At 63.6% G+C, this 23,106-nt stretch carries 24 protein-coding genes; 3 read left to right on the top strand and 21 right to left on the bottom strand.

From position 1 onward, the window contains the following. Window positions 1-89: 89 nt before the first annotated feature. The 6 genes from DWZ52_RS08435 to larC all read right to left on the bottom strand — a co-directional run bounded on the left by DWZ52_RS08435 (window position 90) and on the right by larC (window position 5,506). Window positions 90-1,091 (bottom strand): hypothetical protein, encoded by a 1,002-nt coding sequence (locus DWZ52_RS08435; RefSeq protein WP_118259888.1) that lies wholly within the window; start codon window positions 1,089-1,091, stop codon window positions 90-92. Window positions 1,092-1,119: 28 nt separating this feature from the next. Beyond that, entirely contained in the window at window positions 1,120-1,878 is a 759-nt protein-coding gene (locus tag DWZ52_RS10155; RefSeq protein WP_233547294.1) for a septum formation initiator family protein, read from the bottom strand. Window positions 1,879-2,073: 195 nt separating this feature from the next. Beyond that, complete coding sequence (eno, locus tag DWZ52_RS08425) at window positions 2,074-3,363, bottom strand: phosphopyruvate hydratase (RefSeq protein ID WP_118377254.1); 1,290 nt, start codon at window positions 3,361-3,363, stop codon at window positions 2,074-2,076. 188 nt (window positions 3,364-3,551) lie between these two features. After that, the gene (mazG, locus tag DWZ52_RS08420; protein WP_118385329.1) at window positions 3,552-4,412 is read right to left on the bottom strand and encodes a nucleoside triphosphate pyrophosphohydrolase; all 861 of its coding nucleotides are present in this window, start codon (window positions 4,410-4,412) and stop codon (window positions 3,552-3,554) included. Window positions 4,413-4,414: 2 nt separating this feature from the next. After that, window positions 4,415-4,963, bottom strand: a complete 549-nt coding sequence (gene yfcE, locus DWZ52_RS08415; protein ID WP_117646212.1) for a phosphodiesterase — start codon at window positions 4,961-4,963, stop codon at window positions 4,415-4,417. A gap of 57 nt (window positions 4,964-5,020) precedes the next feature. Beyond that, window positions 5,021-5,506 (bottom strand): nickel insertion protein, encoded by a 486-nt coding sequence (gene larC, locus DWZ52_RS08410; RefSeq protein WP_118385328.1) that lies wholly within the window; start codon window positions 5,504-5,506, stop codon window positions 5,021-5,023. A gap of 383 nt (window positions 5,507-5,889) precedes the next feature. Between larC and DWZ52_RS08405 the strand changes: the two genes are divergently transcribed. The 3 genes from DWZ52_RS08405 to DWZ52_RS08395 all read left to right on the top strand — a co-directional run bounded on the left by DWZ52_RS08405 (window position 5,890) and on the right by DWZ52_RS08395 (window position 10,907). After that, window positions 5,890-9,456 (top strand): ATP-binding cassette domain-containing protein, encoded by a 3,567-nt coding sequence (locus DWZ52_RS08405; protein WP_118385327.1) that lies wholly within the window; start codon window positions 5,890-5,892, stop codon window positions 9,454-9,456. Further along, window positions 9,456-9,875, top strand: coding sequence for a nitrous oxide-stimulated promoter family protein (locus tag DWZ52_RS08400; protein ID WP_117843655.1), 420 nt, complete (start codon window positions 9,456-9,458; stop codon window positions 9,873-9,875). Before DWZ52_RS08405 ends, DWZ52_RS08400 begins: the two co-directional genes overlap by 1 nt. 120 nt (window positions 9,876-9,995) lie before the next feature. Beyond that, complete coding sequence (locus DWZ52_RS08395) at window positions 9,996-10,907, top strand: PHP domain-containing protein (RefSeq protein ID WP_117646210.1); 912 nt, start codon at window positions 9,996-9,998, stop codon at window positions 10,905-10,907. A 27-nt stretch (window positions 10,908-10,934) separates the two neighbouring features. Here the strand turns inward: DWZ52_RS08395 and hisE are convergent, their stop codons facing one another. The 15 genes from hisE to DWZ52_RS08320 all read right to left on the bottom strand — a co-directional run bounded on the left by hisE (window position 10,935) and on the right by DWZ52_RS08320 (window position 22,879). Then, complete coding sequence (gene hisE / locus DWZ52_RS08390) at window positions 10,935-11,252, bottom strand: phosphoribosyl-ATP diphosphatase (RefSeq protein WP_117646209.1); 318 nt, start codon at window positions 11,250-11,252, stop codon at window positions 10,935-10,937. Window positions 11,253-11,267: 15 nt separating this feature from the next. Then, on the bottom strand, window positions 11,268-11,495 hold the full coding sequence (locus tag DWZ52_RS08385; RefSeq protein WP_089573590.1) for a hypothetical protein: 228 nt from the start codon (window positions 11,493-11,495) through the stop codon (window positions 11,268-11,270). Next, complete coding sequence (hisI, locus tag DWZ52_RS08380) at window positions 11,492-11,833, bottom strand: phosphoribosyl-AMP cyclohydrolase (RefSeq protein WP_118385326.1); 342 nt, start codon at window positions 11,831-11,833, stop codon at window positions 11,492-11,494. Before hisI ends, DWZ52_RS08385 begins: the two co-directional genes overlap by 4 nt. Then, window positions 11,834-12,616, bottom strand: a complete 783-nt coding sequence (gene hisF / locus DWZ52_RS08375; RefSeq protein ID WP_118385325.1) for an imidazole glycerol phosphate synthase subunit HisF — start codon at window positions 12,614-12,616, stop codon at window positions 11,834-11,836. Between the two features lie 3 nt (window positions 12,617-12,619). After that, window positions 12,620-13,363 (bottom strand): HisA/HisF-related TIM barrel protein, encoded by a 744-nt coding sequence (locus DWZ52_RS08370; protein ID WP_118385324.1) that lies wholly within the window; start codon window positions 13,361-13,363, stop codon window positions 12,620-12,622. Continuing rightward, entirely contained in the window at window positions 13,360-14,061 is a 702-nt protein-coding gene (hisH, locus tag DWZ52_RS08365; RefSeq protein ID WP_118385323.1) for an imidazole glycerol phosphate synthase subunit HisH, read from the bottom strand. The genes DWZ52_RS08370 and hisH overlap by 4 nt, the downstream gene beginning before the upstream one ends. 79 nt (window positions 14,062-14,140) lie before the next feature. Further along, the gene (gene hisB, locus DWZ52_RS08360; protein WP_118385322.1) at window positions 14,141-14,728 is read right to left on the bottom strand and encodes an imidazoleglycerol-phosphate dehydratase HisB; all 588 of its coding nucleotides are present in this window, start codon (window positions 14,726-14,728) and stop codon (window positions 14,141-14,143) included. Then, entirely contained in the window at window positions 14,729-15,844 is a 1,116-nt protein-coding gene (hisC, locus tag DWZ52_RS08355) for a histidinol-phosphate transaminase (protein WP_199579203.1), read from the bottom strand. It lies immediately after the preceding gene. A gap of 1 nt (window position 15,845) precedes the next feature. Continuing rightward, window positions 15,846-17,282, bottom strand: a complete 1,437-nt coding sequence (gene hisD, locus DWZ52_RS08350) for a histidinol dehydrogenase (protein WP_118226840.1) — start codon at window positions 17,280-17,282, stop codon at window positions 15,846-15,848. Between the two features lie 105 nt (window positions 17,283-17,387). Further along, window positions 17,388-19,103: an ATP phosphoribosyltransferase gene (gene hisG, locus DWZ52_RS08345; protein ID WP_118385320.1), complete on the bottom strand. Its 1,716-nt coding sequence runs from the start codon at window positions 19,101-19,103 to the stop codon at window positions 17,388-17,390. A 326-nt stretch (window positions 19,104-19,429) separates the two neighbouring features. Then, window positions 19,430-20,266, bottom strand: coding sequence for a sugar phosphate isomerase/epimerase (locus DWZ52_RS08340; protein WP_117564888.1), 837 nt, complete (start codon window positions 20,264-20,266; stop codon window positions 19,430-19,432). Window positions 20,267-20,349: 83 nt separating this feature from the next. Next, on the bottom strand, window positions 20,350-21,186 hold the full coding sequence (locus tag DWZ52_RS08335; protein ID WP_117564887.1) for a PTS system mannose/fructose/sorbose family transporter subunit IID: 837 nt from the start codon (window positions 21,184-21,186) through the stop codon (window positions 20,350-20,352). After that, window positions 21,176-21,967 carry a PTS sugar transporter subunit IIC gene (locus DWZ52_RS08330; RefSeq protein WP_117564886.1) on the bottom strand — a complete coding sequence of 264 codons (792 nt, stop codon included), beginning with the start codon at window positions 21,965-21,967 and terminating at the stop codon, window positions 21,176-21,178. Before DWZ52_RS08330 ends, DWZ52_RS08335 begins: the two co-directional genes overlap by 11 nt. Before the next feature lie 8 nt (window positions 21,968-21,975). Then, a complete protein-coding gene (locus DWZ52_RS08325) occupies window positions 21,976-22,446 on the bottom strand; it encodes a PTS sugar transporter subunit IIB (protein WP_117564885.1) in 471 nt (156 codons plus the stop codon). 16 nt (window positions 22,447-22,462) lie between these two features. Beyond that, window positions 22,463-22,879, bottom strand: coding sequence for a PTS sugar transporter subunit IIA (locus DWZ52_RS08320; RefSeq protein ID WP_117564884.1), 417 nt, complete (start codon window positions 22,877-22,879; stop codon window positions 22,463-22,465). Window positions 22,880-23,106: the final 227 nt, after the last annotated feature.

The raw sequence follows: 23,106 nt of genomic DNA, 5'->3' as shown, positions 1-23,106 counted from the left end.
GGATACGCCTAGGCGCGGTCCAAGAAATCGTCCGCACCCCCGTTTGGCGATTTTTAGTCCGTATTTCACCGCAACTTATGAGGGAATGGTTAAAGGGTGCTGAGGCTCGGGGTCCAGCCGATGGTGGGTAGCTCGCCGTCGAGAACCTCGTTAATGGTGGCGGCCATGCCGGCAAGCAGGCTGTTCTCGCTTACGGTGAGCGTGTCGTAGCCGCCGGCTCGCATAAGCTCGCGAATCACCACGGCACCAGCCAAGATCACGCCCGCGCGTTTGGGCTGTACACCCGGTAGCGCGGCGATGCCTTCCGCGTCCAACACAGACATGCGCTCGATAGCGGCCGAGACCTGCTCCAGCGACAGCTCGCGTAGGTGCACAAAGCTCGAATCGTACGGTTCCAGCTCGTGGACCAGAGCCACCAGCGTAGTCACCGTGCCGCCCACCGCGACTAAGCGTTCGGCGCGCTCAAAGTCGACAGGCAGGCCCTCAAAATAGGCGGCGAACTGATCGCCTGCCCACGCGGCAGCGGCAGCAAGTTCGCCATCCGCGGGCGGCAACGCGGAGAAAAAGCGCTCCGTCACGCGACGGCAACCGATGTCCAGCGAGCGCGTTCCCTCCAGCGCAAAGACGCTGCGCTCCGGAGCGTATACGCCCGTCGCGAGCTCCGTGGAGCCGCCGCCCGAATCCGCGACGATGATGCGCTCGCCGGCAAAGTCGTGCGCCACGCCAAAAAATGTCAGGCGCGCCTCGACCTCGCCCGGAATCACCTGTGGTTTGAGCCCCAACTCGCGCAGGCCGTCCAGCAGCAGCGCGGCATTGGACGCATCGCGCGCGGCACTCGTGCACGTGGTGCAGACGCACACGGCCCCAAAGGCACGGGCCTCGTCCACAAACATGCGGCACGCAGCGAGCACACGCTCGACAGCTGCCTCGCAAAAGCGCCCCGTCGCGTCCACGCCCTCGCCCAAGTCGGTGATCTCGGTATGCTTGGACGATTCCACGATCGCCCCGCCCTCGACCTGCGCTAGCACTAGTCGCGACGACACCGTTCCCAAGTCGATCGCGGCCACCTTATATCGTTTGCAATTTGTCATTGCGGGCTCCCCTCCGGGCGCTACTCGCCTACTCGCCGCTGGACGCGACCGTCTGACCCTCGACGCCGTTAAATCCAAACAGCATGTCGAGCGTCTGAATGTACCACGGCGCGTCCTTGCCGACTTCCTCAATCTCCTTGGCCACTTCGCTGGCCTTCTTGGCGTTTGAGGACTTTTTGCTCGACGACGAATCCGAATCCTCGTCCAGACCCTGTACTTCAATCCTCTTTTCGCCGGGCATCACCATGCCCAGTTCCCGTGCCCGATCCTTAATGCCCTCTTCCGAGAGCCACTTGTCAGTGTCTTTTTTCATCTCATCTCTGTATTGCTCGCGAATCTCGACCTGCTTGGCCAAGATGTCGTTCGAGCGTTTTGCAACGTACAGGTCGCGCACGGGGAAATACAGGCTCACGAGCGCCAGCGCCACCACGATACCGATAAACAGCGGACGCAGAGAGCCATGCGTAAAGTCATAGATTGCCTTGACCACCGCGTTGTCGTTGGCGTAATGCATAAAGTCCGAGCCCGAAAGACGGCTCGAGGGTCTGCTCGATTTGTCGTGTGCCTGAGTCGAGGGACGCGATGCATGCGACGAACGTGCCGGGCGCACTGGTCCATCTGCCAAAGTATTTGATTGGGCATTGGGGCGCGAGGTACTTGTCGGGCGCTGCGCGGGGCGGTCGACGCCGGCGTAGGCGGACCCACCGAGCTGCACCGTGCGCGCACGGCGAGGCGACGGCTCGCGCGAACCGGCGGAATAGTACCTGTTGTCGTAAATCTGATCCATGTGCGCCTTGTGCGGTTGAGGTTTGTTTGCGCTAAGTCCTTTAGTTATAGCACGAGCGCCCGCACCGCCTTCGCCAGCCTTTGCTCGACATAAAAAAGGCGCTGAGCCGTATGGCCCAGCGCCCATGGCGCTTTGCAGCATCCAGTCAAGGCGGGACGGAACCGAGTCAGCCTCCCCCTCGCCAAATTCGCCCGTTTAGCGAATGTTGTAGAACGCGGTCTTGCCGGCATAGCGCGCGCTGCCCTCGAGCTCGTCCTCGATGCGGATGAGCTGGTTGTACTTGGCGATACGGTCGCTGCGGCACGGGGCGCCCGACTTGATCTGGCCGGCGTTGACGCCCACGACCAGGTCGGCAATCGTGGAGTCCTCAGTCTCGCCGGAGCGGTGGCTCACGATGCAAGCATAGCCGGCCTCCTTGGCGGTCTCGATGGCCTCGAGCGACTCGGTGAGTGTGCCGATCTGGTTGACCTTGACCAGGATCGCGTTGGCGGCACCCAGCTCGATGCCCTTCTTAAGGCGCTCGGTGTTGGTGACGAACAGGTCGTCGCCCACCAGCTGCACCTTGTTGCCAATGCGACGGGTGAGCTCAACCCAGCCGTCCCAGTCCTCCTCGGCCATGCCGTCCTCGATGGAGATGATGGGATAGGTGTCGACGAGCTTTTCCCAGTAATCAACCATCTGGGCGCTCGTGTACTCCACGCCCTCGCCCTTGAGCTCGTACATGCCGGTCTCGGCGTTGTAGAACTCGGTCGAGGCCGGGTCCATGGCGTACATGAAGTCGACGCCGGGCTTAAAGCCGGCCTTCTCCACGGCCTTGGTGATGTACTCGAACGGCTCGGCATTGGTCTTGAGGTTGGGCGCAAAGCCGCCCTCGTCGCCCACGCCGCCGCCCAGGCCGGCCTCGTGCAGCACGCCCTTGAGGGTGTGGTAGACCTCGGCGCACCAACGCAGGCCCTCGGCAAAGCTCGGGGCGCCCACCGGCATGATCATGAACTCCTGGAAGTCAACGTTATTGTCGGCATGGACGCCACCGTTGAGGATATTCATCATAGGCGTGGGCAGCAGGTGGGCGTTGACGCCGCCCAGGTACTGGTACAGCGACAGGCCCGCCGACTCGGCAGCGGCGCGGGCGACGGCCAGCGACACGCCCAGGATGGCGTTGGCACCGAGCTTGGTCTTGTTGGGGGTACCGTCCGCGGCAATCAGCGCGGCATCGACGGCGCGCTGGTCGAAGGCGTCGAGGCCCACGACGGCGTTAGCGCACTCGTTATTGACGTGCTCGACGGCCTGCGAAACGCCCTTGCCCAGATAGCGGCCCTTGTCGCCGTCGCGCAGCTCACATGCCTCAAAGGCGCCGGTCGAAGCACCCGAAGGCACCATTGCGCGGCCAAAGCTGCCGTCCTCGAGCACGACCTCGACCTCGACGGTGGGATTGCCGCGGCTGTCGAGCACCTCGCGACCGTAGACGTCCAAAATATCGCTCATGTTGTCTCCCTCTCACTTGGAAACGGGTTGAATGCTTGGCGACACGGCTTGCACGCTACAGCGGCGCGCAGGTTCATAAGTTAGCCTTATCGCACTTTTTGCATTATGCCCTAAGTTAGACAAGGGATACAATCTTTTTAAAAATAATAGGGGCGATGGGACAAGTCCGTCCCGTCGCCCCCGCAGTCTTACTCCTCTGCCTTTGCGGCATCCCAGAGGTCATTGAGGCCGTGGGTCGAAAGCTCGGCCAGATCCACGTGGGCGTCGGCCGCCATCTGCTCCATCGCGGCCCAGCGGCGGCGGAACTTTGCCGCACTGGCACGCAGGGCGCTCTCGGCGTCAATTCCCTCCTTGCGCGCAACGTTGACCAGGGCAAAGAGCAGGTCGCCAAACTCCATCTCGCGCTCGGGAGAACCGGGAGCCTCGGCCTCAAACTCGGCACGCTCCTCGGCAACCTCGTCCCACACGTCCTGGACCGTCTCCCACTCAAAGCCCACGGCAGCCGCCTTGCGCGACACCTTCTGAGCCTGCATCAGCGCCGGCAGGTGCGTGGGCACACCGTCGAGCAGACCCTCGGGTGCGGCCCCGACTGCCGCCACGGCCTGGTCTTTGGCGGCCTTCTCGGCAAGCTTGACCTCGTCCCAAATCTTGAGCACCTCGTCGGAGTTGTCGGCATCCGCATCGCCAAACACGTGCGGGTGACGACGGATGAGCTTGGCGTCGATATCGCGCGCCACATCGGCCAGCGAAAACTCGCCGGCATCCGCCGCAATCTGCGCATGCAGTACGACCTGCATGAGCACGTCGCCCAACTCCTCGCGCAGGTGTGCCGCGTCGTCGGCCTCGATGCAGTCGAGCGCCTCGTAGGCTTCCTCGATCATGTTCTTGCCAATGCTGCGGTGCGTCTGCTCGCGGTCCCACGGGCAGCCGTCGGGCTGACGCAGGCGCCAGATGGTCTGCACCAGATGCTGCAGCTCGGCCGACGCGTCTACCAGCGTGGACAGGTCGCGCGAGCCCTCGGCATTTTGCTGAGCCAGCTGCTCTGCCATGGTTATTCCTCCTCCAGGATCACGTGACGGAACGCGCCGTCCTCGTAGATGCCATAGCTGTGCGTACCGTCCTTGGGAATGCTCACGCTGCCGGGGTTGAAGAGCCACAGGCCCGGGTGCGCCTCGCTTGCCTCGTTAACCTTGATGTGCGTGTGGCCGTAGACGAGCGCGGAGCCCTCGGGCAGCGCGGGCGCGTGATCAACGCTGTTATGCATGCCAGCGCCAAAGACGTGGCCATGCGTCAGGAACAGCTCGCGGCCGGTCTCGTCGAACAGCGTGGCGTAGTCGGCCATGACGGGGAAGTCGAGGACCATCTGGTCGACCTCGGCGTCGCAGTTGCCGCGCACCGCGATGATGCGGTCGGCCAGGGCGTTGAGCAGCGGAATCACGCGCTTGGGAGCGTAGTCGCGCGGCAGGTCGTTGCGCGGGCCGTGGTAGAGCAGGTCGCCCAGCAGCACGATGCGGTCGGGCTGCTCGGATTCGATGGCGGCGACCAGGCGCTCGGTCCAGTATGCCGAGCCGTGAATGTCGGAAGCGATGAGGTATTTCATGGGGAGTCCTTTCGGTGTGGGGTTGATGGGGCTGGGCGCGGGATGTCGCCGGCCGCGCTATTCAAATCGCAGTGCTGGGGCTTGTGCCGCCTGCATCACGCGCTGGAGCGGCACATTATGCTCGCGGGCAAGACGGGCGCAGTCCTCGTACTCGGGCGCCGCACGCTCACTGCCGTCGGGCAGGGTGGCTACTTTGACGGCCACCTCGCCCCAAGGCGTCGCTACCTGCTCAAAACGACGCGGCAGGCAGACGCGTTCCATCACCTGGCGACGAACGGCGTTGGTCGTGGTCTCCAAAAAGATAATCGTCTGTAGGCGCTCGATATCCTCGTGCGAGCAGATCACCTGCAACTGCCATCCGGGGCGGCCCTTTTTGCAGTAGAGGGACAGCCAGTGCACCTCGCGGGCGCCGGCCTCGCGCAGGCGGTCAGCGGCGTAGGCGAGCACCTCGGGCGACGCGTCATCGATGTCGCACTCCAGCTTGACGATAGTTTCGGGCGCATCGGTCTCGCGAGACAGCGGGGATGTGCTATCGCATTGCATACGGTCCGGATCCTTTCAGCGCGGGCTCGTTTTGTTCACCCAAACGCTAGCACATCGGACGTGGCGCAGGCGTGACTTTCGTCCGTCGCCGCCCTCGCCCCTATCTAAACGTGTACGTCAGCCTCCAAACATGTCATTTTTTGTCGGTTTTGGAGGCTGACGTACACGTTTTGGAGCGAGGCCGCACACGATCAGAATTGCGCCCGCACTCCGTCCACCACAAAGTTCGCCGCACTCAACAATTTTGGACTTTCTACGCAGTTCATCGACCAAAAATTACCCTCGGCATACTTACCCGCTGCACGATGTTACTCTAGTTGCATTTGGCTAACTAAGCGGCTGCCGAGGACCCCACCCGGCACCGTTACGGCATAGGAGGTTTCATGTTCGAGAAGCGGCTCTTCTCCCTGGTTCCGCAGGCAACGCCCTACATTATGGCAAGCGTCCTGTTTAAGTGGATCGCGCTCATGGCAAACATCACGGTGATGTGGGTGCTTGCGCGCATCTTGGGCGGCATCGTCACGGACGGCCTTTCCGCCGCACTCGCCGTCGATGCCCTCGCACAGGCGGCCTTGCCGCTCGCCGCCGCCATCATCGTGCGCGCCGCCTCCATCTACCTGGCCCAACGCGCCGGCGACAAGGCCGCGTTCGAGGCCGTCCGCCGCGTGCGCTCACTCGTCTACGACAAGCTCACCGCACTCGGCCCCTCCTACACCGAGACCGTCCCCACCGCCGAGGCCGTCCAGACCAGCGTCGAGGGCGCCACGCAACTCCAGGTGTACTTTGGCGGCTACCTGCCGCAGCTCTTCTTTGCCGGCTTGGCGCCCATCACGCTGTTTGTGCTGCTCGTGGGCCAGGCGGGTTTTCCCGCCGCGCTGCTGCTCGCCTGCGTTCCGGTCATTCCCGTCTCCATTATGATGGTCATGCGCAACGCCAAAAAGATCGGTGCCGAGTACTGGGGCAGCTATGTCGATCTTGGCGGCATGTTCCTGGAAGCCGTGCAGGGTCTCACTACCCTTAAGGTCTACCAGGCCGATCGCAGTTGGCACGAGCGTATCAACGCCGAGTCCGAGCGTTTCCGCGCAGCGACCATGCGCCTGCTGGTGATGCAGCAGCGTTCCATTTGCGTTATGGACCTGGTCGTCTACATGGGCGCCGCGCTCGGCATTATCGTAACCGCGCTGCAGCTCGCCACGGGCAAGATTGGCTTTGAGGCGGCCTTTCTCATCGTCTTTCTGTCGCAGGAGTTCTTTTTGCCAATGCGCCGCCTGGGATCGCTGTTCCACACGGCCATGAACGGCATGGCCGCCTCGCGCCGCATGTTTGGCATTTTGGATACGCCCGAGCCCGAGCGCGGCGATGTCGAGCTTGACGGTCGCGGCGATGTCGAGCTCGCGGGCGTGAGTTATGCATACGGCGACCGCACGGTGCTGGACAGCGCCAGCGCGACCATTGCGCACGGCTCGCTCGTGGCACTCGTGGGCGAAAGTGGCGGCGGCAAGTCCACGCTCGCGGGGATCATCGCGGGCCGCAAGGGTGCCTACCGTGGCAGCGTTCGCATCGGCGGCGTCGAGCTGCGCGACGCCACGGCCGCCTCACTCATGCGCGCCGTCACCCTGGTGCCCATCAACGGTTACCTGTTTGCCGGCACCCTGCGCGACAACCTGCTGCTCGCCCAGCCCAGCGCCACCGATACCGAGCTTTTGCGCGCACTCGACCGCACGCGCGTGGCGGCCTTTGTGCAGGCCAACGGCGGGCTCGACATGGTGATTAACGAGGGCGGCACCAACCTTTCGGGCGGTCAGCGCCAGCGCGTGTGCATGGCCCGCGCCCTGCTGCACGACTCGCCGATCTATGTGTTTGACGAGGCTACGAGCAACGTCGATGCCGCAAGCGAGGCCGCGATCGGCGAGGTCATCGCGTCGCTTGCCGGCGGGCACACTGTAATTGTGGTGGCACACCGCCTGTCGACGATCGTGGACGCCGATCAGATCCTGGTGCTGGAACGCGGCCGCATTGCCGAGCACGGGACTCACGGCGAGCTCTTGGCCGCCGCGGGCGCCTATGCGCGCATGTGGAACAGCCAGAAGCAGCTCTCGGCATATGCGTATGCAGAGGGTGATGCTGAGGATGCCGGCGCGGTTGAGGCTGTTGACGGCAGCGCCGCCTGTGCCGATGGCCTCAACGGTACTAGTTCGTCTTCCGCTGCCGCGGCGCCTGACTCCGGCCGCGCCCGTCGCTCGGCGCCGTCCATCATGTGGCGCATGATGGGGCTCGTCCGACCGCTTGCCGGCTGGCTTGTGCTAGCCGTCGCGCTGGGCAGCATCGGCATGCTCACCGCCGCGTTCGTGCCGGCCTTTGGCGCCCTTGGCCTTATGGCCGCGCTGGGCCGCAACGCCTTGGGGCTTGGTCTTATCGCAGCATGCGCGGCCTGCGCCGCCTGCGGCATCGCGCGCGGGCCGCTCCACTACGGCGAGCAGCTCTGCAACCATTACATCGCATTCCGTCTGCTCGCACACATTCGCGACCTGGTGTTTGGCGCCCTGCGCCAGCTCGCCCCCGCCAAGCTCGAGGGCCGCGGCAAGGGCGAGCTCGTGAGCCTGGTCACCTCGGATATCGAGCTGCTCGAGGTCTTCTACGCGCACACCATCTCGCCCATTGCCATAGCTCTGGTCTGCACCGTTGTGTTTGAGGGCTTTTTGCTGGCTGTGAGCCCCGAGCTCGCGGGCATCGCGCTCGTGGCCTACGCGGTCCTGGGCGTGCTGCTGCCCCTGACCTCGGCCAAGGCATGCGGCACCACCGGCCGCCAGAGCCGCGAGGGCGCCGGTAAGCTGGGCGCCTTTGTACTCGACAGTCTGCGCGGCGCGGGCGAGACCATCCAGTTTGCCGGTGGCACCGATCGCAGCCGTGCCCTGGGCAAGCTGACCGAGCAAGTCGGCGCCGTGGACGCGCGCCTCAAGCGCCGCCAGGCGGTCAGCGAGGCCGTAGCCGATGCGCTTATTCTTGTGGCTAATCTGGTGATGCTCGGGCGTGCGCTGCAGCTGGTGGCTGCGGGAACGATTGACTTTGCCGCAGCGTTTGTCGCCGTCTTTACCTTTGTGTCGTCGTTTGGCTCGGTGATGGCCGTGAGCCGCCTGGGCGCCTCACTGCAGGAGACGCTCGCCTCGGGCGCACGCGTGCTCGATTTGCTCGACGAGCAGCCCCAGTGCGCCGAGGTCGCCGATGGACAGAACGTTGAGTTTGCCGGCGCCGCAGCCGAGCATGTGAGCTTTAGCTATGTGGGCGGCGTGGACGCGGGCGGTGCGGGCGCCACAGAGCAGGTCGCGAACGACACCGCTGCGAGTCTCATCCTCGACGACGTGACCTGCACCTTTGCGCCCGGTACCATGACCTGCATCATGGGGCGCTCGGGCTCGGGCAAGTCGACGCTGCTTAAGCTGCTCATGTGTTTTTGGGACCCCGCAGCTGGCACCATCACGGTGAGCGGCGTCGATGCCCGCCACATCAACACGGCGAGCCTGCGCAGCCACGAGGCCTATATGACCCAGGACACACATCTGTTCTGCGGCACCGTACGCGAGAATCTGCTGGTTGCGCACGCCAGCGCCACCGATGCCGAGCTGCTCGACGCTTGCCGCTCCGCTTCGCTTACCGCCCTCATCGACCGCCTGCCGCAGGGTCTCGACACGCCCGTTGCCGAGCTGGGCGACTCGCTTTCGGGCGGCGAGCGCCAGCGCATCGGCCTTGCGCGCATCTTCCTCAACGACGCGCCTTTCATCTTGCTCGACGAGCCCACCAGCGCACTTGACGCTCTCAACGAGGCAGCCGTAATGCAGGCCGTTGACGAGCTCAAGCGCCGCGGCAAGACCATTGTGCTCGTAAGCCACCGTGCCAGCACCTGCGCGTTTGCCGATTTCTCGCTTTCGGTCGAGCACGGGAGGCTGAGCTAATGGCGCGCACCGCCGACACGCCGGAGCTGGCGCGCAAACGTGCACGCGAGGCCCAGATGGTGTCGCAGATGATTGCACTGTGGTGCCGCGGGCATCATGGCGGCGGGCATGCGGTCGAACAGGCTGGCAACGATGAGTCCGTGCGCGTGAAGCTCGGCCTTCGGACCATTACGCTCTGCCCTGAATGCGCCGAGCTGCAGAAATACGCCATCGCGCGCATTGAGCACTGCCCGCACATGGGCACCAAGACATTTTGCTCGGCCTGTCCTTCGCATTGCTACCGGCCTGCCATGCGCGAGAAGATCCGCGAGGTCATGCGCTGGTCAGGACCGCGTATGATCCGCTATCGTCCCGTCACCGCCGTGCGGCACGCGATTATAACCGTGCAGTCCAAACGAGCGGCGACACGAAACAAGTAGTCGCCGGCGCCGGCACGCGCCGCCCCGCCTTTCCACTCGATTTCGGCACCCGGCGTGCGCGGCGTGTTGAGAGCTGCACCATTACAATGGAGCGGATTCACCAAATGCAAAGGAGTCGCCATGCCCGCCTGCCCGCTGGTCGATTGCCATACTCATACCTCGTTCTCGGACGGGCACGCCTCGTTCGAGGACAACGTCCGTGCCGCTGCTGCCGCCGGCTGCCGCGTCATGGTCTCGACCGACCACCTTACCCTGCCCGCCAGTGTGGATGCTAACTGCGAGGTGCAGGTCGTCGAGGGCGACTTGCCGGCACATCGTTTGGCCTTTGAGGACGCCCGCAAACTCGCCGCGCAGATTGCGCCGGAGCTCACCTTTATCTACGGTTTTGAATGCGATTGGTACGAGGGCTGCGAGCCCTTGGTAGAGCACTGGTCCCAGGGCGCCGTCGTACGTCTGGGCAGCGTGCACTGGATTGGCAACCCGGGCGATATTGCGGCAGGCGCCGCGGGCACGGCAGGGACAGAGGACGTCGCGCGCCCCGATACACCCGATTCCCTTTGCGGTTGGATCGACGACGATACCAACTTGCATGTTTGGGAAAACTTAGGCGTGCGCGGCGTGTGGGAGTGCTACGTCGACGACTGGTGCCGTGCTTGCGAAAGCTCACTCAACTTTGACGCGATGGCCCATCCCGACCTGGTCATGCGCTTTTCGAAGGACGGCTTTGCACCCGACTTTGACCCCGCGCCGTTTTGGGAGCAGATGGCCGAATGCGCCCACGATACGGGTCGCCGCGTTGAGGTCTCGACCGCCGCACCGCGCAAGGGGCTCGACGATTACTACCCCGCGACCGGGCTGTTGCGCCGCTTCGCCCATGCCGAGGTGCCCATCACCTTTGGCTCGGACGCGCACCGCGCCTGCGACATCTGCTGGAACATCCGCGAGGCCCAGGCCCACGCCTACGACTGCGGCTACCGGGCCTTCGATATCCCCCACCCCACCGGCGAATGGGAATCCACGCCCCTCGCCTAACTAGTCGTTTAAGAACGTCCCCAATGACTAGTGGCGGCGGGCGTTGAGTTCGCCGGCCAGTTCGTCGAGGGTGATGCCGTAGCGCTCGAGCGTCACGAGCAGGTGGTAGATCAGGTCGCCGGCCTCGTAGCGGATGTGATCGTGGTCGTTATCCTTGCAGGCCATGATCACCTCGCTCGCCTCCTCGGCAAGCTTCTTGAGAAGCTCGTCCTCGACGTCGGTCAGCAGACGCGCGGTATAGCTCTCCTGCGGCGATGCGTCGCGACGACTGTGAATCACCTCGGCCAGTCCCGTCAGCGTCTCACCGATGTTTCCCGGCTGCACGTTAGCTGTTCTGACTCCCATGGTTATTTCCTCTCGTTACTGCAGCGTAAAGTAGGTACCGGCCTCATCGAACCGAGGCTTTGCGCCCTTTTTCTCAAAGAACTCGACGATGACGGCATGGGCCTCATCGAGCCTTTCCTTCTCGGCCTCGAGCCAAAGCGACTGCGCCCCGCAGGCATCAGTCAGGTGCACGCGGCATGGCACGCCCGCGCGGAGGAGCTCGGTGTTGCATTCGGCGACCTCGAACGGCGTCACGACTTTCATCGCACTCCCCCTTCCACGCGCTTAAAGAAGCAGGTACGGTTGCCGGTATGGCAGGCCGGGCCCGGTGAGTCCACCTTGACCAGCAGCGTATCGCTATCGCAGTCGGCCCAGAGCTCCTTGACCTCCTGCATGTTGCCACTCGTCGCGCCCTTGTTCCAGAGCTCCTGACGGCTGCGACTCCAAAACCACGTGGTCCCGGTCTTGAGCGTCAGCCCCACCGATTCCTCGTTCATCCAAGCAACCATAAGCACCTCACCGGTGTCATGCTGCTGAACCACACAAGGAATCAGCCCGTAGGCGTCATATTTGAGCTCTGCCGCGGTTGTCACTTGCTCCATTTAAAAGTCCAATCTCACAGGAATCCCTTGGCTGGCCATATACTCCTTCACCTGGCGAATGCTGAAAGTTCCAAAGTGAAAGACGCTGGCCGCCAGCACGGCATCGGCCTCGCCCTCGATCACGCCCTCGGCGAAATGCTCGAGCGTGCCCACGCCGCCGCTCGCGATGACGGGGATTGGCACCGCGCGCGCCACGGCGCGGGTGAGCGCCAGGTCAAAGCCGGCCTTGGTGCCGTCGCGGTCCATGCTGGTCAGCAGAATCTCGCCGGCGCCGCGGCGAGCCGCCTCCTCGGCCCACGCCACCGCGTCGATACCCGTGGCATTGCGGCCTCCCGCGATAAAGACCTCCCACTTGTCGGCATCCGGCTGCCCAGGCAGGCCGACGCGCTTGGCATCGATCGCCACGACCACGGCCTGGCTGCCAAACGCCGCGGCAGCTTGGCTGATCAGCGATGGGTCGCGCACAGCGGCAGAGTTGAGCGATACCTTGTCGGCACCGGCCGCCACCATCGTTCGCATGCCCGCAAGGTCGCGAAAGCCACCGCCCACGGCGTAGGGAATGGCGAGCTCCTCGGCCGCATGCGCCGCCATCTCGATGGTCGTCGCACGGTTGTCGCTCGTGGCAGTGATGTCCAGGAACACGACCTCGTCCGCACCCTCGCGATCGTAGGCACGGGCAAGCTCCACCGGATCGCCCGCATCGCGCAGGCTCACAAAGTTGACGCCCTTGACCACGCGGCCGTCCTTAACGTCCAGGCAGGGAATGACGCGTTTGGTAAGCATGGGCTACTCCTCCCCTCGCGCGGCGGCCAACGCCTGTACCAGCGTAAAGTTGCCCTCGTAGAGCGCGCGACCGGTGATGGCGCCCTCAATAGCGCCCTCGCCCACCGCGGTCAGTGCGCGGATATCGTCGAGCGTCGAGATGCCGCCCGAAGCCACGACGGGAAAGCCCGCGACCTCGGCCACATGGCGATACGCCGCCACGTCGATGCCCGTCTGCATGCCATCGCGCGCGATGTCGGTATACACCAGATGCTTAAAGCCCAGCTCGGTGAGCTGCGCCACGGCGTCGTCGAGCGCCACACCTGCGCCGTCGCGCCAACCATTCACCTTGACCTGGCCGTCACGGGCGGCAATGTCTGCCACCAGTAACTCGCCAAAGCCTTGCGCCGCCACCTCGGCAAATCCCGGCTCGGTCACGAGCACCGTGCCTAGCGCGATGCGACGCGCGCCGTAGCCGGCCAGCTCGTCGATGCGCGCGAGCGAACGAACGCCGCCGCCCACGTCCGCGGACAGACCGTCGACGCCGCAGATGGCCTTAATCGCTGCCGAGTTGGCAGCGCACGCGTCCTCGTCCTCGCCAAAGGCAGCGGACAGGTCGACGACGTGCACCCAGCTCGCGCCCTGCTCGGCAAAGGAGCGGGCAACGGCCACGGGGTCGTCAGAATACACCTTACAGCGGCTCCGGTCGCCGCGCTCCAGGCGCACGACCTTGCCGCCGATCAAATCGATTGCGGGAAACAGAATCATCGGCCGGCCCCCTCGACGATGCTCACGAAGTTCTTAAGGATGCGCTGACCCAGCGCAGAGGATTTCTCGGGATGGAACTGGCAGCCCCACACGTTGCCGTGGCGCACGATGCACGGGAAGCTCCGTGTATAGTGCGTGCGCGCCAACACATCGGCGGCATCGACGTCGTCGGCCACCGCGTAGCTGTGAGTGAAATACATGTTGGCGCCCTCGGCAAAACCGGCAAGCAACGGATCGGCCGCACCGGCGGGCGTCATGCGCACCTGGTCCCAGCCCACGTGCGGGACCTTCAGACGGCTCGACTCCAGGTGCGTGCACGAGCCACGCATGATGCCCAGGCCATCGACCCAGGGACCACCGGCCTGCTCGGGGGTGCCGCCATCCGCGGCCACGCCCTCGTCCGCAGGCACGCCCTCGTTGCCGCGCTCAAAAAAGAGCTGAAGACCCAGGCAGATGCCGAGCAGCGGAGTTCCGGCGACAACGGCACCGAGCACCGCGTCCGCCTCGCCGCTCTGGCGCATAAAGGCGATCGCGTCATAGAACGCGCCCACACCCGGGATGACCAGGCCGTCGGCGTCGCGGATCTGCTCCGGATCATCCGACGTACAGGCGGCGGCACCGGCGCGCGCAAGCCCGCGCACGACGCTCGACAAGTTGCCCTTGTGGTAGTCGACCACCACGATCTTCGGTTCGCCCACGCGACCCCTCCTCCTCGTCTTGTCCAAAACCACCACAAAGGGGACAGGCACCTTCGTAGTGGTTTTACCTTTGTAGCGGTTACAGCGAGCCCTTGGTGCTGGGGATGCCCTGCACGCGGGGATCGAGCTCGCAGGCGTGGCGCATCGTGCGGCCCACGGCCTTAAAGGCGGCCTCGATAATGTGATGCGAGTTACCGCCCGCCAGTTCGCGAACGTGCAGCGTGAGCTTGGCATCGCGCGCGAAGGCGTAGAAGAACTCGACGGCCAGCTCGGTATCAAAGCTGCCCACGCGCTCGGTGGGCACGGGCAGCTCGCAGTAGGCCTGCCCGCGGCCCGAAATATCAACAGCAGCCATCACAAGCGTCTCGTCCATGGCGATCGCCGCGTCGGCAAAGCGCGTAATGCCCGCCTTGTCGCCCAGCGCCTGACAAAACGCCTCGCCCAGCACAATACCCGTGTCCTCGACGGTGTGATGCGCATCGACCTCGACGTCGCCCACTGCGTGCACCGTCAGATCGAACAGACCATGGCGGCCAAAAGCGTTGAGCATGTGGTCGAAAAACGGCACGCCGGTCGAGATATCGCACGCACCGGTTCCATCCAGGTCGAGCTTGACGACAATATCGGTCTCCCCCGTCTTACGGGTTACCTCGGCATAACGGCCCATCTACATCTCCTCCTTCACCAGCGCGGCAAACGCAGCCAGCACCTCATCGTTTTCCTGTGGGGTGCCCACGGTAATGCGCAGGCAGTCCGCGAGCCCCGGCGCGTAGCTAAAGTCGCGCACCAAAATTGAATACTCGTCGCGCAGGCGCTCGCGCAGGCGCGTGGCATGCGGCGTACGCACGAGCACAAAGTTCGCCGCGCTCGGCCATGCCTCCACGGGCATGCCCTCGGCAGCCATCGCGCGCAGAGCGGCCAGCTCGCGCTCGCGCTCGGATGCGACCTGCGCCACCACGGGCGTGTAGGCATCACGGGCACGCACGCAGGCAAGTGCTGCCGCCTGGCTCAGCACGTTGACCGAATAGATCTGGCGAATCGCCGCGAACACGTCGATGACCTCGGGCGCCGCGATCACATAGCCCAGACGCGTTCCGGCGGCGCCAAACGCCTTGGACAGCGTATGTAGAATCACCAGGTTGGGATGCTCGCTGATAAGCCCCTGCGCCGTGGTGGCCGCGCCAAACGAATCGTCGGCAAACTCCACGTAGGCCTCGTCGACCATCACCATGCCGGGGCAGGCATCGCACAGGGCCGCGACAAAGTCGAGCGGAGCAACGTCACCCGTGGGATTGTTGGGCGAGGTCACGATTGCCAGGTTGCACTCCGGCGCCGCCGCGAGCACAGCCGCCTGGTCGAGCTCAAAGGTCGCCGGGTCGCGCCACACATCGCGCACTTCAGTCTGGCACAGAGACGCAAAGAACGCATACTCGCTAAAGCACGGCGGGCAGTTGAGCAGGGTCCTCCCCGCGCCGCCAAACGCCAGCAGGCAGTTATAGAGCAGCTCGTCACCGCCGTTGCCCACGCAGATATTCTCGCGCGTCACGCCATGCCAAGCGGCAAGCTCGTCGCGCAGGTCACAGGACATGGGATCGGGGTAGCGGTTGAGCGGCGTGGCAGCCAGGGCCGCGTCGATCGCCTCGCGCACGCCGGCCGGCACGGGGTAGGTGTTCTCGTTTGCCGAAAGGTTGATGCGCGTGGGCGTAAAGTTGGGATCGTAGGGCTCGATGCCTGCCAGATAGGGCTGGACGAGCTCCTTCATGCGCGGCGTGAGTTCGGCCATATTAGGCCTCCTTGCCGGTCGGGCCAACGCCATCTGCGCCCGCAGCCGCCAGGTCAACGCCCTCGGCAACCGTCGCCACGGCGTCGCCCGGCCAGGCAACCTTGGTCAAGTCGGCCGCGGCGAGCGACTCGGCGCTCACGGCATCCTCGCCCTGCTCCAACACGCGGCGACGCAGTGCGGCCGAAAGCGCGTGCGCCCACAGGCCCTCGGCCTCGGCCAAACGCTGCGTAGCGGGAGCGTCCGAGAGTAGGCCCTCGGGCGTATAGCAAATGACACTCGAGCGCTTAACGAACTCTTCGACCGAAAGCGGGTTGGAGAACATGGCCGTGCCGCCGGTCGGCAGCGTGTGGTTGGGGCCGGCAACATAATCGCCGAGCGGCTCGGAGCTCCAAGCGCCCACAAAGATGGCGCCGGCGTTGCGAATGCCGCCGAGCAGGCCCATCGCGTCCTTGCAGTGCAGCTCAAGGTGCTCGGGCGCCACGGTGTTCACGGCCTCGACGGCGGCAGCCATGTCGGCGGCCACCACGATGGTGCCTTCGTTATCGAGCGAAGCGCGTGTGATCTCGGCGCGCGGCGACTGCGCCACCAGGATGTCGATGCCCGCCTCGACCTCGCGCGCAAACTGCTCGTCGCAGGTCACCAGATAGCAAGCCGCCAGCGGATCGTGCTCGGCCTGGGCCATCAGGTCGGCCGCGACTACCATGGGCTTGGCCGTGGCATCGGCCAGCACGCAGACCTCGGAGGGACCGGCGACCATGTCGATGCCCACATCGCCCGAGACAATCTGCTTGGCAGCGGCGACAAAGGCGTTGCCCGGGCCGGTGATTTTATCGACACGCGGAATTGTCTCGGTACCGTACGCCAGCGCGGCCACGGCCTGAGCGCCGCCCACCATATAGATTTCGTCCACGCCGCCGAGCTTTGCCGCGGCAAGCGTGTAAGGGCTGATCAGGCCGTCTTTTTGCGGCGGGGTCACCATGACCACGCGCTTGACGCCGGCCACCTTGGCGGGAATGGCATTCATGAGCACCGTGGAGGGATACTGCGCGCGGCCGCCCGGCACATAGATGCCGGCCGCCGCGAGCGAGGTCACCTTAACGCCGAGCATCGTGCCGTCCGGGCGTGTGGTAAACCAGCTCTGCTCGACCTCGCGCTGGTGGAACTCACGAATCTGGCGTGCAGCCTTTTCGAGCGCCACGACAAAAGCGGGATCGAGGCCTTCGAGCGCGGCATCGATCTGTTCCTGAGGCAGGCGGAAGCCCTGCAGCTCAACACCGTCAAAACGCTGACAGTAATCACGCACCGCGGCATCGCCGTTGGCACGCACGTTGGCCACGATATCGCGGGCGGCGTCGATGATGTTTTGCGGCAGCACGCCCTTGCGGTTGAGCTGGTTGGTAACGAGGCGCTCACCGGGAGCAAGCTTGATGGTCTTCATTTCGGTATCCCCTATCGGTCGAGGTTGTGTTCGAAAAACGAGAGACCGGGCGGCGGCGCCAGTCGGCCCGCAGCCCGGACGTTGGGGCGCCCGTGCGTGCTCGCGCTATTGTGCCGAGCCCGCAACGGGCTCAAAATGCTTGTCCTTAACAGCCGCGGCCAGGCGATCGGCCAGATTGCGCACGCGCTGATCCAAGCGAGCGGCACCCGGGTTGACGAAGAAGCGGGCCGTGCAGTCCATGATGCGGCCGGTGATGACCAGGTCGTTATCGCGCAGTGTGGCGCCCGTGGCGGTAATATCCACGATGCGATCGGTCATGCCGACAATGGGGCCCAGCTCGATGTTGCCGTGCAGCGAGACGATGTCGGCGTTCACGCCGCGCTCGGCATACCAGGCACTCGCGATGCGCGGATACTTGGTGGCCACGCGAAGCGACCCACGGCGGGCATAGTTGCGCTCGGCCTGGCCGGCGCGCCACGCGGGCTCCGCCTCGATAAAGGTGCACAGGCCGTAGCCCAGATCGACCAGCTGCAGCAGGTTGAGGTCTGCCTCGATAAGCGAGTCCCAGCCGCAGATGCCACAGTCGGCACCGCCGCAGCCCACAAAAGCGGGCGCGTCGCTGGGACGCACGATGACAAATTCGATATCGCCGACCGTGCCCTCGCCGGCACGTGTGTCGCGACCACGCACGATCAGGTGACGGCCGGGATCGCGCAGCTCAGAGACGTCCAAGCCCGCGGCCTCGAGCACATCGAGCGTATCGGCCTTGAGCGAGCCCTTGGGCACGGCGATACGCAGCGGACCCTCGGCGCCACGGCCCACGGCATGGTCACCATCGGAAGCAGCGTCCTCGGCCGAGGTGCGCGCGGCTTCCAGACGCTCGAGCGAAAAGGCAAAGCCCGCCGCCGGCACCTCGATGCCGTCGCCGAACGCACCGGTAAAGATGGAGTCGTAGCGACCGCCCGAGCCCACCGGATCGGGCAGGCCACCGGCATAGGCCTTAAAAACCAGGCCCGTGTAGTAATCAAAAGAGTTCATGATGGAGAAATCGAAGGACAGCACCTGGGCGTCCTCGGGAGCCAGACCATCAACCAGGGCACGCATCTCGCGCGTCAGCGGCGCGACGATGCCCGCCGCCGCCAGCAGCGCGTCGACGCGGTCGAATACCTCGGCGCCGCCGTGCAAGCGCGGCAGCTCGCTAATGGCGGCCTTGACGGCCTCGGGCTCGGCGCTTGCCGCCACACGGGCATCGAGGCCCACAAAGTCGTTGGCGTGCACGCAACGCAATGCCTCGGCAGCCAGTTCGCGATCCTCACAGGCCGCGAGCAGTTCCTTAAACGGACGCACGCTGCCCGCGATAATGCGCGCATCGGGCAGCGCCAGCTTGCGCATAGCCTCCGCCACCAGCGAGACGATCTCGACATCGCCCGCGACATCGCCCGCACCGATAAGTTCAAGGCCCAGCTGAGTAAACTGACGCGAGCCACCGGCATTGCGTTGGCACTCGCGAACCACCGGTGCCTCGTAGCGAAGGCGCAGCGGCAGATCGGCCGCGCGCATGCGGGTCGAAACCAAGCGCACGATCGGCAGCGTGTTGTCGGGACGGACCACCAGCAGGCGACCGTCGTCATCAAAGAGCTTAAACGGGGTGTCCGCAATGCGGCCGCCCTCCTCGAGCGAGCCCTTGTCCTCGAGCAGCGGCGTCTCGACCGGAAGGTAATGATGCTCCCTGAAGCAGCCCTTCACCGTCAGCGCAATCTCCTCGCGCGCCTGAGCCTCCTCGGGCAATATGTCCCGGAATCCCCACGGTGTGGCCGTCATCTGGTGAGCCTCCTCATGCTGTGTTTCATATAGAGCAGAAGACCGGCATAGCTCCGCCGGTCTTCTGGGTACTTTAGCATACTAGAGTGTTTGCGGGGAGAATCGTCCTCCTCGGCTCATAGCGTATTCATTTGGAAACATAGGGGAAAGCGCGTCCCGCCCGCCAGCCAAAAACTGGGATGCGGTTTCCGGTTGAGGTCCTCAGCGGAAAGTGTGTCCCATTCTGAGCGCCTGTTCTGGGACGTGCTTTCCGCCAGAAGCCTCAAGCGGAAAGCACGTCCCGTTTCTCAAAAAGCGTCAAACGCCAACTCGGCGCCCTGTCCCACTTAGGCGCCAATCGCGCGTCGGTACTCCGCCATAACCTGAGCGTCGGCTGCCGCGGGATTGGCGAAATAGCGCCAATCATAGGTCTCGGCCGAAACAACTCCGCGATAGCCGCGCGCCACCAGCCTATCCAGGTCGGCGCGCATATCGCGGTCGCCGTCACCCCAAGCAAGATGCGTCGTGCCATCTGCCGCAACATCGACAAAATGCACGTGGGCGACATCATCGCCAAGCAGATCAAAATAATCGTCGATGGTATCCCCCGCCACCGCCATAGCGCCCAAATCCAGACACGCCTTAAGTGCCGGATGATCAACTGCCTCGATCATGCGCTTCGTATCGGCCGCCGAGTTCACGATCATCGACTCAACCGGCTGTAGGGCCTCGAGCACCAGTCGCACGCCGCGCTCTCCCGCATGCTCGGCAATCGCACGCAGCATCGAGGCGCTGCGACCCCACGCGTCCTCGATCGGCTCGTTCAAAAATGCCCAGCCGCTCGAGACCATGACCTGCTCGGCTCCAAGTTCCGCCGCGATATCTACAACGTTCTTAAAGTACGCGAGCGTGCGGGCACGCGCCTCATTCCCGCGCGCCGCGATATTCCACGGCTTGGGGTTGTTCTGTTCGGGACAAAGCCCCACAATCCGAACCCCATACCGCTGCGACAGCTCCCGTACCCGCTCGAGCGAATCGTATCCATGGCAATCGACATACAGATGCATCGCCCCGGTCCAAAGCTCGCAACACGTATAGCCCGAGGCCGCTGCCGAAGAAAAGAATTCCTCAAGGTCAAAATAACGATGGCTGATATTCATGACGGCAAGCTGCGGATACTCCATCTTGTCCACCTTTCGGCAAAAGGGCGCCGCAGCACAGTGTGCGCGACGCCCCCTCTTACATTGTTTTCATTATGACGGATACCCTACTGGACACCAAGCACTCCAAAGAACGCGCCAGCGATACTCACGAGCAGGATCACAAGCATGATGAGCAGCGGATTCATCTTCTTCTTGAGCATGAGATAGACAATTCCAAACAGCCCCATCGTGACAAAGCCCGGGAAGATTCCGTTGAGCAGCTCGGCGAGCGTCTGAGCACCATCGCCCGCACCGACCATGAGCGGAATGTCCACGGTGACCATCTCCATGGTCATAGCACCGATCACCATGGCGCCCATGATAGAGGCCATCTTGACGATCGTGTCCATAATGCCCGATTCCTGGACCTTGCTGATCATGTCCGAGCCAAAGCGATATCCCACAAACGTCAGCAGGTAACGGATGATGTAGTGAGGAACGTTGAACACGAGCAGGAACAAAATCGGGCCAAGAATAGAGCCCTGCAGCGCCAGCGACGTGCCGACACCCGTTGCCAAAATTCGCAGCGTGCCCCAGTAGAAAGCATCGCCCACGCCGGACAGCGGCCCCATCAAAGCAAGCTTGACATTAGAGATCGCGCTCGTGTCAAAGCTATCGTCAGTAGCGTTGACCTCCTCCATTGCAGCGGCGATGGACATGGGAAGCGTCGAGATGTACGGCGTGACGTTATAGAGCTCCATATGGCGCTTAAGGGCGGCCTTAAAGTCCGCATCCTGCGGATACAGCTTGCGAAGGATCGGCATAAGGGCCCACATAAAGCCGATATGGCCCATACGCTCGTAGTTCCAGGAATGCTCATAGGGAATCGAGCGCCAGAACAGCTTCTTAAGGTCTGCGCGGGAAATCAGCCCGTCGTAAGAAGACTCAAACTTAAAACTCATCGAACCCACTCCCAATCGCAGGATCCTCGGTTGCCGCTGCGGGCTGCTCCGCTTTTTTCTTATCACCCAAAACCGTCATCGCGACGACGATGATCGCGGCAAAGATCGCCACGCCCGTCGTGCTAATGCCAAAGTAGGCGACGAGGAAGAAGCCAGCGAAGAAGAACGGAGCCACTGTTTTGTTCATAATCATCTGCGCCAGCATCGCAAAGCCGAGTGCGGGCAAGAAGGCGGCGGCGACATCCATGCCGGTCTGAACGAAATCGGGAATGATGTTGAGCAGGCTGGCAACAGCATCGGCACCAAAGAAGAATGCCAGGGGAATAATCAGCAGGCCGCACCAGCTCTGCGCGTAACCGGCGATGAGCATGTTGCGCGTGATGGCCTTGGTGTCTCCGTCCTCGACGTTTTTGTCGATACGGTGCACCAGCAGCAGCATGACCGGTTGGCCCAGGGCCGTGTCGAGCGCCAGGACGATCGTGGCGATAGGAATACCCAGGGTCAGGGCCGCCGAAGCGTCCGCGCCGGCCTGCATGGCAAGAGATACGCCCAGGATAGTGCCGGAAATCGTATCGGGCGGGTTATAGGCGCCGACCGAGATGGCGCCGACCATGGCAAGCTCCATCGTGGCGCCCATGATCGTGCCGGTCACCATGTCGCCCATGACAAGGCCAACCAGAGGTCCGAGCACGATCGGGCGCTGGAGGTAGCTCGTGCCCGTCAGCCACTCGGAATAACCCAAAAGGGCAATAAGGAAAATCAGGATTGTCTTGATAACCATGACGGCCCCTAACCGATGACCTTCGCGGCGTCAGTCTTCGCATCTGCCGGAATCATCTGAATGAACAGTTCATAGCCCTCGCCGAGCAGCTCCTTCACGTAGGCCTCGTTCTCGGGCGTGAGGAACACGCTCGTCGAGACCTGGCGGGCATTCTCGCTAAAGGCAACGTTGCCGAGGTTGATCTTCTTGACTCCCATCGCCTTGGCGACGGCACCGGCCTGCTGAATCGTCTCGCAAACCACGAAGAGTTTGTACTTATCGGTCACACCGCTCTGGAGCGCCTTGACAGCATCCTCGGTGTTTTTGACGACGACCTTGCATCCTTCGGGCTTTGCAAGGGACAGGGCCTGCAGACGAAGCTTGTCATTGAGGACCGTGTCGCTCACTAACAGGATGCAGTCGGCACCCAGAGCCGAGGTCCAGCTAACGGCAACCTGGCCGTGAAGCAGTCGATAATCTACACGAATCATCTGAATCATGATGTGCTCCTAACGATTAAAACTCATCGAGTTCGGCCTGCCCCAGCAGGTCGTTGACGTACTTGACCTTAGTGTCGTCCGCCTCGACGATCTGGCGAATGGCCTCGTCGATCGGAGTGGAATCGGGTACGAACAGCAGCTGAATAAGGAGTGGCAAGTTCATATTGGTCACGAGGTGCGTGTTGGGACGCGTCTGGACGATCTTGGTGAACTCGTTGTTGACGCTGCCGCCAAAGAGGTCGGTGCAAACGACGACCTCATCGTCCGCGGCAAAGCCGTCCAGAATCGCTGCAGCCTCCTTGGACAGGTCCTCGTTTCCGTCGACATACATAGAGAGCGCATGGACGTTTTCGCGCTCACCGGAAAGCAGGCCGATGCTCTCGACGATTCCAGACGCGAAATGAGCATGGGACGCCACGATAAACTGCCTCATTCGATCCCCTTCCTAGCGAATTTCGGCATAAAAATGCCCGGACGCATGCGCCCGGGCAGGGTGCTTCTTAAATGAGTGGTCAACTATTAGTAGTCGAACTGGTGATAGTAGCGACGGTAGTTGAGGTTGTGCTTGGTGACCGTCTCGTAGTAAGCGGCAAGGCGATCGGTGATCAGCGAGGAAAGGATCCACGGAGACACGATGACGCGGAACTCGTCGTCAAGGCC

This window comes from Collinsella sp. AF33-16 (assembly GCF_003475325.1).
Taxonomy (GTDB): Bacteria; Actinomycetota; Coriobacteriia; order Coriobacteriales; family Coriobacteriaceae; genus Collinsella.
Note: the sequence above shows the minus strand (reverse complement) of the source record. Positions and strands in the feature narration are given on the sequence as shown.